General features: G+C 68.2%; 12 protein-coding genes. 4 read left to right on the top strand and 8 right to left on the bottom strand.

Annotation, left to right across the window (positions count from 1 at the left end; all coding sequences use genetic code 11):
* Positions 1–107: 107 nt before the first annotated feature.
* A complete protein-coding gene (locus tag DFR29_RS04335; protein ID WP_133817339.1) occupies positions 108–2174 on the bottom strand; it encodes a tetratricopeptide repeat protein in 2067 nt (688 codons plus the stop codon).
* A 156-nt stretch (positions 2175–2330) separates the two neighbouring features.
* Here DFR29_RS04335 and DFR29_RS04330 point away from each other — a divergent pair, with 156 nt between their 5' ends.
* Complete coding sequence (locus tag DFR29_RS04330; protein ID WP_133817338.1) at positions 2331–3827, top strand: AAA family ATPase; 1497 nt, start codon at positions 2331–2333, stop codon at positions 3825–3827.
* A gap of 659 nt (positions 3828–4486) precedes the next feature.
* Here DFR29_RS04330 and DFR29_RS04325 read toward each other — a convergent pair.
* From DFR29_RS04325 to DFR29_RS04310, 4 genes are all read right to left on the bottom strand, one after another.
* Positions 4487–5476, bottom strand: coding sequence for a YheT family hydrolase (locus DFR29_RS04325; protein ID WP_133817337.1), 990 nt, complete (start codon positions 5474–5476; stop codon positions 4487–4489).
* A gap of 94 nt (positions 5477–5570) precedes the next feature.
* Positions 5571–6410, bottom strand: a complete 840-nt coding sequence (locus DFR29_RS04320; RefSeq protein ID WP_133817336.1) for a lysophospholipid acyltransferase family protein — start codon at positions 6408–6410, stop codon at positions 5571–5573.
* A 108-nt stretch (positions 6411–6518) separates the two neighbouring features.
* Entirely contained in the window at positions 6519–7463 is a 945-nt protein-coding gene (locus tag DFR29_RS04315) for a serine/threonine protein kinase (RefSeq protein WP_133817335.1), read from the bottom strand.
* Positions 7460–7897, bottom strand: a complete 438-nt coding sequence (locus tag DFR29_RS04310; RefSeq protein WP_133817334.1) for a hotdog fold thioesterase — start codon at positions 7895–7897, stop codon at positions 7460–7462. Before DFR29_RS04310 ends, DFR29_RS04315 begins: the two co-directional genes overlap by 4 nt.
* 143 nt (positions 7898–8040) lie before the next feature.
* Between DFR29_RS04310 and DFR29_RS04305 the strand changes: the two genes are divergently transcribed.
* Together DFR29_RS04305 and DFR29_RS04300 are read left to right on the top strand one after the other, a co-directional pair.
* Positions 8041–9093 (top strand): CDP-6-deoxy-delta-3,4-glucoseen reductase, encoded by a 1053-nt coding sequence (locus tag DFR29_RS04305; protein WP_243745954.1) that lies wholly within the window; start codon positions 8041–8043, stop codon positions 9091–9093.
* Positions 9090–9653, top strand: coding sequence for a DUF2845 domain-containing protein (locus tag DFR29_RS04300; RefSeq protein ID WP_133817332.1), 564 nt, complete (start codon positions 9090–9092; stop codon positions 9651–9653). Before DFR29_RS04305 ends, DFR29_RS04300 begins: the two co-directional genes overlap by 4 nt.
* 149 nt (positions 9654–9802) lie before the next feature.
* Here the strand turns inward: DFR29_RS04300 and DFR29_RS04295 are convergent, their stop codons facing one another.
* From DFR29_RS04295 to DFR29_RS04285, 3 genes are all read right to left on the bottom strand, one after another.
* Positions 9803–11071, bottom strand: a complete 1269-nt coding sequence (locus DFR29_RS04295; RefSeq protein ID WP_133817331.1) for a heme biosynthesis HemY N-terminal domain-containing protein — start codon at positions 11069–11071, stop codon at positions 9803–9805.
* Positions 11068–12153 carry a uroporphyrinogen-III C-methyltransferase gene (locus DFR29_RS04290; protein WP_133817330.1) on the bottom strand — a complete coding sequence of 362 codons (1086 nt, stop codon included), beginning with the start codon at positions 12151–12153 and terminating at the stop codon, positions 11068–11070. Before DFR29_RS04290 ends, DFR29_RS04295 begins: the two co-directional genes overlap by 4 nt.
* Positions 12154–12284: 131 nt before the next feature.
* Entirely contained in the window at positions 12285–13076 is a 792-nt protein-coding gene (locus DFR29_RS04285; RefSeq protein WP_133817329.1) for a uroporphyrinogen-III synthase, read from the bottom strand.
* A 97-nt stretch (positions 13077–13173) separates the two neighbouring features.
* On the opposite strand from DFR29_RS04285, the gene DFR29_RS04280 reads away from it, so the two are divergent.
* Entirely contained in the window at positions 13174–13650 is a 477-nt protein-coding gene (locus tag DFR29_RS04280; RefSeq protein WP_133817328.1) for a YiiD C-terminal domain-containing protein, read from the top strand.
* The last annotated feature ends 20 nt before the right edge of the window (positions 13651–13670 follow it).

Below are 13670 nucleotides of genomic sequence, written 5' to 3'. Positions count from 1 at the left end.
AAGGACCGGCTGCCGTCGCGGCGCCGAGCCGCCGGGTAGCAAAGCCACAAATTCGACACGTCTCCAGACCCTCCCCAGTGTCCTGCAGCGCGTAGGCCAAGCCGAGGTTACAGTTCGGCGAACGCGGCGCCCAGCACTTCGGCATAGGCCTCCCAACGCCCGGCCGGCAGGCCGATGGGAAGTCCGCCCAGGCCGCGCTGCGGCGCACCGGGCAGCAGGGACTCCAGGCCCAGGACGGCAGCCAGCGGCTGGCCCTGCCCGATCGGATCGACCAGCACGGCATCGGCATTGATTCGCAGCGTGCGCAGGCCGTCGACCTGGTCGCAGCGCGCCATATGCACCTGCGCAGCCTTGAGCCAGCGCGCCGCGGCGACGGGTTCGTGCAGGGCAAAGCCGGCCATCCAGCCGAAGGCGAGCCAGTTCAGCAGCAGATCGCGCGGGTCGCGCTCGACCACGATCAGGGTGGCGCCGGGAAAGGCCTGGCGCAGCAGCGGCAGCAGGCGCGCGTCCCAGCGCACCAGCCAGTCCACCAGCGGCGCATCCGGATCGGCGCCGATGCGGCGCACTTCCGCTTCCCATTGCTGGCGCACGGACTGCGCGGCAGCCGCGTCGACGCCCGTGGCCCAGGCCGCGAAATCAGGCTGGCTGAAGGCGTCGTTGCGCGTCGGCGCAAAGGCGCGGTCGCGCAACAACTGCAGACCCGGCTGCTGATGCAGCAAGGCCGCAACGCGCTCGACCATGCTGCCCGGCAGGCCGAGCAGGAAGATCGGCGCGCGGCCTTGTGCGGCAGCTGCCGGCGCGGCCAGCGCGCTATCGAGTTCCGCGCCCAGGCTGGGCTGTTCGTGCACGGCCACCGGCAGCGCGGCCTGCGATTCCAGCCAGGCCGGCACGGCGGACTGCGCGGCATTGCTGCGGTCGGCGAGCACACCGTACTGGTGTGCCGCCTGCATCACGCCGAACGGCGACAGCGGCAGCGAGCGCAGGCTTTCGAGCAGGGCCAGCGAGTCCCCGTCGCGGCCTTCGCGCTGGGCCGAGCGCGAACGCAGCAGCACCAGGTCCACGTCTTCCGGCAGGGCGCTGGCGACGCGGGCGGCCAGCGCATCGGCGCCGGCGAAATCGCCGCCACGCTCGTGCAGCACGGCCAGGCGGGCCAGCGGGATGGGGTCGTTCGGCCGGCGCTGCGCCAGCTGCTGCCAGATCGCCAGCGCGCCGGCGTCGTTGCCGGCCTGGGCCAGCAGTTCGGCCTGGGCCGCCTCGATGGCGACTACCTGCGGATTGCGCGCGAGGAAATCCTGGTACAGCGCCAGCGCTTCGTCGCTGCGGCCGCCGCCGATCAGGCAGGAGCCCAGCAACTGCACCGCGCGCACGTGATCGGGCTCCAGCGCAAGGCCTTCGCGGTACAGCTCCGCGGCACGGTCCAGGCGCAGCTGCTGGCGCGCCACGTCGGCCAGGCCGAACAAGGCAACCGCCTTGAAACCCGGCGCCTCGCTGAGCACGGCGAAGGTGGCCAGGGCCTCATCGAAATTGCGCGCGTCCAGCATCAGCTGGCCGAGCAGATGGCGCGCCGCGTGCAATTCCGGCTGCAGCGCCAGCGCATTGCGCGCGGCCTGTTCGCCGAACGCACGATTGCCGTTGAGTACCAGCGCCCGCGCCAGCGCATAGGCGAGGTTCGCGTCCTTGGGCACCAGCTCCACCGCGCGGCTCAGATAGGCCAGCGAACGCTCGGCTTCGCCGCGGTCGAGCAGCAGGCGCCCCAGGCCGGCAATGGCATAAGCGTCGTTTTCGTTGGTGCGCAGGGCGGTGCGGAACAGCGTCTCGGCCCGGGGCAGGTCGTCCTGGATCACCGCGATGCGTCCCAGCAAGGTATGCGCACCCGGCTGGTTGGGATTGTGCTTGAGGGTTTCCTCGATCAGCACGCGCGCGCCGATCGGGTCTTGTTCCAGGAAATACAGCCCGGCCAGTTCCAGCGCCACGTCGCCGCGTTCGGGGGCCAGGCGGCGCGCCTTGTCCAGCAGCTGGCGCGCTTCGAGCAGATCCTGGCGCTGGCGGCGCAACAGGCCCAGCAGATGCAGCACGTCGACATTGTCGGGCTCGGCCGCGAGCAGTTCGCGGTAGCCGCTTTCGGCCTGGTCAAGATGGCCTTGGGAATGCAGTCGGGTCAGTTCTTCCAGCATGGGCTTCACAACAGGACGGGGCGGCCTGGCCGCAAGCCGGCCATTATGCCGCAGCTGCCCGTGCTGCGCCTTTGCCAGCGCCACGCGTCGGCGTGCGCACAATTGCCGGCAGCGGGCGCGGCCGCAAACGCGGGCTGCCTGCTACGATCCGGACCTATGCCCACCACCCATAATGACCTGGTCACCCTGCTGCGGGCGGCCACACCGCTGATCGCAATCGAGTCGCCGGAAGAAGACCGCGTCATCGAAAGTTTTCGCCACGCCATCGCCGACGCGCTGCTGCCGCTGCACCGCTGGAGCATCACCGAAGGGCTGCGCCGCATCGACCTGGACCTGTCCGACAGCGGCGGCGACAGCGTCGACTCGCTGGCGCCGGATGCGTCCTACACCTTGCAGTACATGCGCCAGCAGGCCGCACGCGGCATCTATCTGATGCTGGATTTCAATCCCTACCTGCGCTATCCGATGATCCTGCGCCTGCTGCGCGAAATCGTGCAGCGCCAGGGCGGCGTCGCGCATACCGTCGTACTGGTGGCGACCAAGCTGGAAATTCCCGAGGAGCTGGAGCCCTACGTCACCCGCTTCAGCCTCAGCCTGCCCGACGCCAAGGCCATCGCCGACCTGCTGCGCGCCGAGGCGTTCGCCTATTCGCGCGAAACCGGCAAGCGCGTCGAAGTCGACGCCGATGCGGCGCGCACCATGGTGCGCAACCTGATCGGACTTACCCTCAACGATGCGCGGCAGATCGTGCGCCAGCTGATCTGGCGCGACGGCGCACTCGGCCAGGACGACCTGCCCGAGCTGGCCAAGGCCAAGTTCGCCCTGCTCAACCGCGACGGCCTGCTGCATTTCGAATACCACACCGCGCAATTTGCCGACGTGGCCGGACTGAGCCGGCTGAAGACCTGGGTCAACCAGCGCCGCGGCGCATTCATCGGCGCGAAGACCGCGATCAAGCTCGATCCGCCCAAGGGCGTGCTGCTGCTCGGCGTGCAAGGCTGCGGCAAGAGCCTGGCCGCCAAGGCCATCGCCGGCGGTTTCGGCGTGCCGCTGGCGCGGCTGGATTTCGGTTCGCTGTACAACAAATTCCACGGCGAAACCGAACGCAACCTGCGCGCCGCGCTGAAAAACGCCGAACTGCTGGCGCCCTGCGTACTGTGGATCGACGAAATCGAAAAAGGTCTGGCCGCTGGCAGTTCCGACGACGGCGTGTCGCGCCGGGTACTGGGTTATCTGCTGACCTGGATGGCCGAGCGCAAGGCCAACGTATTCCTCGTCGCCACCGCCAACCAGGTACAGGAGTTGCCGGCCGAACTGCTGCGCAAAGGCCGCTTCGACGAAATCTTCTTCGTCGACCTGCCGGACGAAGCCATCCGCACAGAAATCTTCCGCCTGCACCTGCACAAGCGCGAACTGGACAAACTCGGCTTCGAGCCCACGACACTCGCGACGGCCGCCGCGGGTTTCTCCGGTGCCGAGATCGAACAGGCCATCGTTGCGGCCTTGTATACCGCCGCCGGCGCACAGCGCGGTTTGATCCAGCAGGACATCCTCGACGAAATCCGCCGCACCCGGCCGTTGTCGGTGCTGATGGCCGAACAGGTCGAAGACCTGCGCAGCTGGGCGAAAGAACGCACGGTGGCAGCGGACTAGCCGCTTTGTTTATGCGCTCACATAGGGCGCGATGAGCGCAGCGAATTGCGCCGCAAGGTGTCGTCATTGCCCCGCGACAGCTATCGCGAAAACCCGCTGAAATCGCCAGTGTGACGGCCTGCCCCCGCCCCCAAGCCTCTCTCCCAAGCCAGCTTGGGGGAGAGGGGCCAAAAGCAAGAAGTCGCCAGCTACAGGCTTGGCGTTGGCGTGATTTTGCTTTGGTAGTTGCTGTTGCTTCTTCGCGCAGGAAGCGCGCTTCTTACCGGGGCCCCCGTATGCCGCGGTGAGGCCGCGGAGGGAAAAGCCCGGAGGGTCGCGGCCAGGGATGGCCGCGAGTCGGAGCAGGGGGACAGGACATCCCGTGCGCCGACCGCCGTAGCGGCCTCACGCGGTTTTGGGCCATGGATGGCCCAAAACCGTGGCATCCGGGGTGTCCTTGGAGGATCGCGCCGAAAGGTGCACAAACAACCATCCGCCAACGGCGGACTCCTTCGCCAAAAACCCGATAACGAAGCAAGGTCCGACACCGCCCCTCACCCCAGCCCTGTCCCCAAGCAAGCTTGGGGGACAGGGAATTCTTGCGGCCCTCGCGCCAACAAAAACGAGACATTGGATCAGGCGCCAAATGCACAAGCCCATCATCCGAGGCACCCCAACCCTCAGGCCGCCAGCCTCCCCAACCGATCCGCGATAAAATCCTCGGTCCAGCTACGCAAACTGAAATCCCGTATAAATCCACAATGCCCACCCGACGGCGCAATCTCCAGCTCGGTGCAGGACGAAAGCTTCATCTGGTGGAACCCGTGGACGGGAATGATCGGATCGTCCGACGCCGTGAGAATGGTCGCCGGAACCGCCAGATCGGCCAGCCTGTCGCCGGCGATGGAATAGCCGTCGAGGTAGGCGTCGAGGCTGCCGAAGTCGGTATGCCGCGCAACCATGGTGGCGGTCAGCTCGCGCATGGACGTGCCCAGTTCGGCCGCACTGAAGCGCGCTGCATCGGGGAACAGGCGCTGTTTGCGGCGCAGCGATTCGCGCCATTTGCGCATGAAATAGGCGTGGTAGAACCAGGGTGCGTTTTCGATCGCATCGAGAATCGACGGTGGATGCACGGCGGGGCAGACCGCCAGTGCATAGCTCAGCGGCAGGCCCGCCGCCGGGGCGCGCAGCGCCACGCGCAGGGCGAAATTGCCGCCCAGGGAAAAACCGACCACGGCGAGCGGACGCGCCGGAAAGCGCCGCGCCAGTTCCTGCAGCGCGCCGACCACTTCGTCCAGGCGGCAGGAATGAAACATTTCCGGATTCAGATGATGGGTCTGGCCGTGGTCGCGGAAATTCAGGCGGAATACGTCCCAGCCTTCGCTTAGCAGCCGCGCGCCGGTATGCAGCAGGTAGCTCGACTGCACGCTGCCTTCCCAGCCATGCAGCAGCACGACAAGGCCGCGGGCCGCGGCGCGTACGTGCTGGGCGGAGTGGAAGCCCTGCAGGCGCACGCCGTCGCCGCAATCGAGGATCAGCTCGCTGGACTCGGCTTCCAGCGCTTGGCGCCGGCCGCGGAACAGCCAGCGGCGCATGCCGCTGGAAGCCAATACGGACTGCAGGTGCGCATTGCGCAGCAGACGATGAGGACGGAAATCGGTGGCACGCATGGGCTGGCATCGAAGAGTGAAGGAGGGAAACCGCTCAGTCTTCGCCGGCGCTGACGGCGGAGGTGCGTGATTTTAGCCGGCCGCGGCACCGGCCTCAGTCGTCACCGGCAGCCGCGGCATTGCGTTCGTTGCCCAGCGGCAGGCCCAGCGTCTCGCAGATCGCGCTGCGGGCGTTCTCGGCGATGCGGCGGCGGCCTTCGCCGTCCAATGGTACCGGTGTACAGAAATGCACTTCAGCGTTCATGCCCGGCCCGCCCAGCACACGCAGGAAATTGCCGAGGAAACTCTCGCCGGGCGCGAAGGCAACGGCCGGATCCTGCTTGCCGTCGTTACCGTAGCGCAGGGCCACCGGCTGCACCGGCACGCCCGCATCCAGCGCCACCTGGAAGATGCGCGCGTGAAAGGTGCGCACGCGATCGCCGGCGCCGGTGCCGCCTTCGGGAAACACGCCGACCGGCAGGCCCTGCTGCAGGCGTTCCACCACGACGGCCATTACCGCGGCCAGGGAATGGCCGCTGCCGCGCTGGTGGTAGATGGTGCCGGCGCGGCTGGCCAGCCAGCCGACCAGCGGCCAGCGGCCGATTTCGGCCTTGGCCACGAAGCACATGAAGGCCTGGCTGTGCAGCAGTTCGATGTCCAGCCAGGACAGGTGATTGGCGACGAACAAGGTGGCGCCGGGCAGCGGCTCGCCGTAGCGGCGCAGGCGGAAACCGAAGCAGCGCACCAGCCAGCGCGACCACCAGCAGGTCATCCAGTGGTCCAGGCGCATCTCGCCGATGCGCAGGCGCGCACCCAGCGGGTTGATCACCAGCATCGCCAGGGGCAGCGCAATTAGCAGGTGTACAAGCAGCAGCGGCGTGCGCCAGATATAGCGCAAGGGACGCAGGCGGTCCGGGCGGCTGGCGGTCACGGCGGTGTCGGCGGCGGCATTCATCCGCGCAAGGGTAACCAAGCGCGCGGGCGCCGCCAAATAAATGCCGCGGCGGCATTCATGCGCGGCGAAGCCGTTCGATTCAAACCGCAGGGACTTTTTTGCATGGCCTTATTCCTGCAGGCGCTGCGCCGCTTCGGCGAGGTCGCCGACATGCTGTTCCCACCAGCGCGCTTCGCCGGCAAACGGAAAGCCCTGCGGGAAAGCCGGATCGTTCCAGCGTTGCGCAATCCAGCCAGCCCAATGCACCTGGCGCAGCGCGCGCAGCGGTTCGACCAGGCTCAGCTCGGCGTAGTCGAAATCGCGAAACTCGGCATAGCCTTCCAGCAGCTGGTTGAGCGCGATGCTGTCCGTCGCGAGCATCCACAGATCCTGCACCGCAGGACCAAGGCGCGCATCGTCCAGATCGACGAAATGCGGACCGTGGTCGGTCCACAGCACGTTGCCGGGATGGCAGTCGCCGTGCAGGCGCAGGCTGCGCGCCTGCACCTGGTCGAAACGCTGGCGCAGGACGGGTTCGAGCTGGTCGACCGCCGCGGCATAGCGCGACTGCAGCTGCACCGGCAGCAACGACGAAGCCAGCACCGCGGCGCGCGGTGCATGCAGGAAGGTATCCAGGTCGATCGCACCGCGCCGCTGGAAGCGTTCGCGGGCGCCAATCAGATGGATGCGCGCGATCAGCCTGCCCATCCATTGCAGGTGATCGGCCGATTCCAGCGACGGCGCGCGGCCACCGCGGCGCGGATACAGCGCCAGGCGGTGACTGCCGCTGTGGTGCAGGCTGCGCCCGTGCAGCAGCAGCGGCGCCACCACTGGCAACTCGGCCGCGGCCAGTTCGGCGGCAAACGCGTGTTCCTCGGCAATGGCGGCATCGGACCAGCGTCCGGGCCGATAGAACTTGGCGACGACCGGCGCCGCGTCTTCCAGGCCGATCTGGTAGACACGGTTTTCGTAGCTGTTGAGGGCGAGCATGCGGCCGTCGGTGGGCAGGTCCAGCGCTTCGACGGCGGCGAGTACGCGTTCGGGAGTCAGGTCGGCATAGGGCGCAGCGCTCATGCGCGGCGGTCGCGCCGCGGCACCACAGCCATGGTCAGGCGCGAGATGCAGCACAGCTCGCCGGCGTCGGTGACGATGCGGATTTCCCACACCTGGGTGGTGCGGCCGATATGCAGCGGCCGCGCCGTGCCGGTGACCTGGCCCGAATGCACGGCGCGCAGGTGATTGGCATTGATGTCCAGGCCGACCGCCACTTCGCTCTGCCCCTCCAGGCACAGATTGGCCGCCAGGCTGCCCAGCGTTTCAGCCAGCAGCACCGAGGCGCCGCCGTGCAGCAGGCCGAAGGGCTGGCGCGTGCGTTCGTCCACCGGCATGGTGCCGCAGAGGTAGTCGTCGCCGATTTCGCTGATGCGAATGCCCAGGGCCGTGGCGGCCGTGCCTTCGCTCCAGCTGTTGATGCGGTCGAGGTCGGGCTGGGATTTCCAGATGCTCATCGGTGGGTTCTCGCCTGTGATCGAAAGCGGATTAGACCGGCTGGGCCGGCGCGGCGGAAGGGCGCGGGACGCCAATGGCGGATATGACCCTTGCGACGCCATTGTGCATGCGACAATGCGGCGTCGTTCCAGCGGATCCCCGAGTGAGTCACACCGTCACCTTGCAGGCCAGCGGAAAGTCTTTTTCCGTCGAGCCGGGCGAAAGCGTACTGGAAGCGGCCCAACGCGCCGGCCTGGCCCTGCCCTATTCCTGTCTTGCCGGCGTCTGCGGCAGTTGCAAGGCCAGCCTGGTGCGGGGCGAAGTGAACTATCCGCGCAATCCGCCCGCCGCACTGAATGCCAGCGAGCAGGCACGCCACCAGATTCTGCTGTGCCAGGCGGTGCCGGCCAGCGACCTGGTTCTGCTGGCCCGGGAAGTGGCTTCGGTAGCCGACCTGCCGCGCCGGGTATTGGCGCTGACCCTGACCGGCAAGGCGCGGCTGGCGCCGGATGTGATGCAGCTGATCCTGCAGCCGCCGCCCGGCGAGCGGCTCAATCGCCTGGCCGGGCAATACCTCGACGTGCTGCTGCCGGAAGGCAAGCGCCGCGCGTTTTCCATCGCCAACGCGCCCGAGGGCGACGAGCAGATCGAACTGCATATCCGCCACGTCGCCGGCGGCGGTTTTACCGGCCATGTGTTCGATGGCCTGCAATTGGGTGCAGTACTGCAGGTGGAGGGCCCGCTGGGCACTTTCGTGCCGCGGGAAGATTCCGAGCGACCGATGATCTTCGTCGCCGGTGGCACCGGCTTCGCGCCGGTCAAGGCGCTGATCGAGCATTTCCTGCACCTGGGCACGCGACGCGGGCTGCAGCTCTACTGGGGCGCGCGCCGCGCCGATGATCTGTACCAGGCGGCGCTGCCGCAGCAGTGGATGCAGCAATGGCCGAACTTCCATTACGCGCCAGTTGTCTCGGATGCGGAATTCGCCCAGGGGCTGCGCTGCGGGCTGGTGCACGAGGCAGTGATCGAAGACCATGCAGACCTGTCCGGTTTCGACATCTACATGAGCGGCCCGCCGGCAATGATCGATGCGGGACGGCGCAGTTTTGTCGCGGCGGGCTTGAGTGAAGACCGGCTTTACTACGACAGTTTCGACTATGCGCCGGATGTACTGGCGCAAATCTTGCGCAACCGCGCCGGGATACATGGCCTATGAACCGCTTGAGCCTGTTGTGCCTGTTGTTGCTCGTCGCGGCGCCCGCCCAGGCGCTGCGCTGCGGTACCCGTGTCATCAGCGACGGCGACCGCGATTTCGCCGTGCGCGACCGCTGCGGCGTGCCTTTCTATACCGAGGAATTTGCCAGCTACGACGTGCGCGGAGCCGACGGGCCGTTCGAGACCCAGGTCGAGAACCGCTACGACGCCTGGTACTACAACTTCGGTCCACGCAAGCTGATGGTGCGCCTGCTGTTCCGCAACGGCCTGCTGGAGCGCGAGGAAACCCTGGGCTACGGCGTCAACGAGATCGGCGACAGCTGCAATCTCGACTCCTTTCCCAGCGGCACCAGCGCCGGCGAAATCGTTGCCTATTGCGGCGAACCGGCAACGCGCCGGCTGCAGCGCGAAGCGAATGTGCGCCGCGACGGCCGCGGCAACGAGCGCTATACGCCGGTGAAACGCGAGGAGTGGATCTACGACCTGGGCGACAACCGCCTGCTGCGTATTCTCACTTTCCACAATGGACGATTGCAGAGCGTCAGCGCCGAAGGGCGTTGAGGCGGCTAACGGCCGATGCGGATGCCGGTCGTCGGAGTAGTACCTTGCGAGCGGCCCGGCGGCTTGAGCGATGCAGGCCGCTGCCGGCACCTTGCGGTGCAATTTGCTTTCGCTCGTCGCACCTTACGCGACGCCGCGCCGACGTTGCTTCAGCGCGACAGGTCGGGCAGCCGCGGCACGCCGTGTTCGCTGCGTTCCTCGACCACTACGGCCTTGGTATCCAGGCCCAGGCGCGGCAGGCCCTGGCCGGGTAGCGCTTCGCTGGCCTCGCCCCGATGCAGCCGTAGCGCGTTGCGATAGCACTGCTCGGCCGTGTCGTGGCTGCCTTCGCCGCTGTGGCAGTCGCCCAGGGCTTCCCAGTTGGCCGCGGTTTCGCTGATGGCGAGTGCGCGTTCCAGGTATTCGCGCGCCTTGCCCCATAGCTTGCCGGCGACGCACAGCCGGCCCAGGGCGGTCAGCAGGGCCACGCTGTTCGGATGCGGCTTGAGCCAGCCCTCGGCCTGACGCAGGCGCGCACCGGTGTCGGCGCCCTGCAGGCCGGCATAGGCCAGCACGGCGACATCCGACCAGTCCTTGCGCAGATGCGCTTCGATCTCGCTCATGCCGGGCAGCGGCTGGCCGAGCTGGGCCATGCGCGTGGCATAGGCTGCCAGCGCCTCGGGCACGCGTCGCTGGCCGCGGCTCAGGCTGGCCCAGAGGGCATTGAGGCCGTCGGCACTGCGCTGCTGCGCCAGCGCCGCCGCCAGTACACGCGTTTCCAGCGCGTCAAAGGTCGATGCCGACAAGGCCTGGCCACGTGCCAGCGGCGCCAGCGCCGCGAGCGCCGCATCGCCTTCGCCGGTCGCCAGTGCGGCCTCGATGTATTCGACCCAGGCCGACGGCGCCAGGCTGGTGGTCTTGGCTTCGGCGGCGAGCAGGCGGAACGCTTCGGCCGATTCGCCACGCTCGCGCCTGAGCCGCGCGCGCAGGGCCAGCGCAGCGGCCGGGGCGGTCTGGGCGGCTTCATCCAGCGCTGCTTCGGCGCGCGCGGTTTCGCCCAGGGCCAGGGCCGCACGCGCGGTGGCGAGCATGGCCGGAGCGCGCAGTTCGCGGTATTGGGTGGCGCGCGCCAGTTCCTTCTCGGCGCGCAGATAGCGCCCTTCCGCCAGTGCGACCAGGCCATTGGCCAGGCGCTCGCGGCTCTTGCGGCGTACGCGGCGGAACCATAGCCGCAACGGCCAGCGGCCAAGGCGCCAGAGCACGCCGATCAGCGCCCACAGCACGACCAGCAGGACGAACGCGACCACGGCGGTGCTTTCGTAACTGGTCTGGCCCAGCCGCAGCAATACATAGCCCGGATCGCTGGCGAGCCAGTGATAGCCGAAGGCCGCGGCCAGCATCGCCGCGACCAGGAGCAAACCACCCAGCCAGTACCTCATGGAGTACCCGCCCCGGCGGCGCGCGTTGCCGACTGCAGGCCCTGCGCGGTACGCAGGTTGCGCAATTCCTTCAAGGTAGCGCCCAGCACGGGCGCCGGCGGCGGTGCGCCGGCACCGGCGAGTTTGTCCAGGCCGGCCAGGGCGCTGGCGACGGCGGCATCGCTCGCGTCAAAGCCGTCCTTCAGCTGTTGCGCGGCGCGGGCCAGCGCAGCGCGCAGCGCCGCATCGTTGCGTTCGAGCAGGGCCAGTTCGGCAGCACGCAGTTCCAGCCCGACGAAATTGCGCGACAGCGCGGGATCGGCCATGCCGATGCCGCCCGGGCCGCTGCGGCTGATGCGCACGAACTGCCCCAGCGCACGCCACAGGCGCGTATCGGATTCGGCCCTGGGCCGGGCAAACGCCGCGGCCAGCGGCAATTGCGCCACTTGCTGGCGCAGCGCAGCCAGCTCGGCCAGGGCCGCGCCCTGGGCCGGCTGGTTCAGCTGTTCCAGGCTGCGCTGTTCCACCGCCAGGGTTTCGCGTGCGGTGGCGTAGAGCGGATCCTGCAACGCGGCCAGGGCCTCGTCGGCGATGCGATAGGCGCGCAGCGCTGCTGCCGCATCGTGGAAAAGTTCAAAACGCTGCTGCGCGAGCAGCAGCACCATCTCGGCCTCGTTCAGCAGCAGCGCGTCGTGGCCGGACAGGCGCTTGTCCGCCAGGTTGGCGATGGCGTCTTCGAGTACGCGGGCACGCTCGGATACGCCGAGGACTTCCTCGCGCAGGGTCTTGTTGATGCTGTCGGCGTCGCCGAGGCGCTGGCGCAGCTGTTCGCGTTCGCGTCGCTCCTGCTCGACCTGGCGGCGCAGGCCGTCGATGTCGGTACGGGCCAGGGCAATTTCGGTGGCGGTGGCGGCATTGCCGCGCGACTCGGCGGCAGCCTGCCACAGGGCGACGGCACCGAGGCCCAGGCCCAGCAATGCCGCAACGAGGGCGAGGCCGGCGAGCTTGCTTCGCGCTGCCGGCGGCGGTGAATGGGGCTGCGTCACAGGCTCGGGCGAAAGTGACGACGCCGGCGGTGCGGAATCGGGCGTATCCATGTCCATGCGTCAATCCTACCGAAGAACCGGGTTCAGGGTCGAAACGACCAAAGGCTAGACTTGCCTCAAAGGAGCAAAAAACCCACTCCGGCGCAAAAGTTTTCTGTCCTCTGTGCAGACTTTTCCGCTGCCGGTGCCTATAGCCTGTGCCGCGCCAACGCCTGCACCGCGGCCGCGGCGAGCGCCGGCGACAGCGCCGATTCCGCCACATGTATACGTGTAAACCCATGCTCCCGCGCCAGCCCGGCCAGGCGCGCGCTGCTGACCACCAGCTCTGCCGCCCGCAGGGCCAGTACCAGCCCGGCCGGCAGACCGGTGGCGAGATTGGCCAGCGCCTGGGCGCTGGATACCAGCAGGATCAGCGGCTTGGGCGCCGTTTCCAGGCGCGCGAAATGCAGCCGGCTCCAGCGCGGCGCGGCGCGGCGGTAGACCTCGATCAAGCGCACCCGCGCGCCACGCCGGCGCAGCCCCTGTGCCAGCACATCGCGGCCGCCGGCGGCGCCGACGATGCACCAGTCCTGGCCGCGCACACCGCGCAGCGCGTCCATCGCCAGCAGTCCTTCGCTGTCCTGGCTGGAATCGGGCACGACCACATCGTTGCGCCTGCCGGCGCGCGCCAGCGCCAGAGCCGTTCCCTGTCCCACGGCGCAGAGCGCGCTGCGCTTGAGCAGGCGCAGCGATGGCAGCAGCTTCCAGGCAAATTTCACCGCGGCGGGGCTGATGAAGATCAGCCCGTCGGCACGCGCGGCGACACCGAGTTCGCGCCGGGCGACATCCGCCGCTTCGATCGCACGCAGGCTGATGCCGGGCAGCAGCACCACTTCGGCGCCCTGCCGCTGCAGCAGCCGCTGCAAGGCCGCAGCAGTGCCGGGCGGGCGTGTGACGATGACGCCGGCGCCGCTCAGTGGCAGGCTCAGCCGTACGACCATACGGCTAGGAACTGTTGTTGGGGCAGATCCCGTCTTGTCCCTTTCATCGCGCCGTGGCACCGTGCGCGCCCTTACTGGTTTGTCTGCTCTACTGTCCATGACGCTAACCCTGGTCCACGCGCTCGAGCGCGAAATCCTTGCCGATATTCCGCTGGCCCAGGCCATGCAGTTGCGTATCGATGCGCATTCGGCCGACCGCCTGGCCCTGCTGGCGCCGCTGGCGCCGAATATCAATGACAAAGGCTGCGCCTTCGGTGGCAGTTTGGCCAGCCTGCTGACGCTGTCGTGCTGGGCTCTGGTCGTACTGCGTCTGCGTACCGCGGGCGAGGACTGCGACGTCTATGTGCAAGATTCGCAGTTGAAATACCTGGCGCCGGTATGGGGCGAGATCCGTGCCGAATCGCGCCTGGCCGCCGACGAAGGATGGGAAGGTTTCTTCGGCATGCTCAGCGCACGCGGCAAGGGCCGCCTGCGTGTGAATGCCTGCGTGCTTGACCAGAATGGCAAGCCAGCAACCACGCTGGAGGCGCGCTTCGTCGCCCTGCGCCGCGAGGCGCGTTCCAGCGCCGCCTGAAGACCGGGCCGCGCTTCGCA

This window comes from Tahibacter aquaticus (assembly GCF_004363655.1).
GTDB lineage: Bacteria > Pseudomonadota > Gammaproteobacteria > Xanthomonadales > Rhodanobacteraceae > Tahibacter > Tahibacter aquaticus.
The sequence above is the reverse complement of the archived record's forward strand: the minus strand, read 5'-3'. Positions and strand labels throughout refer to the sequence as shown.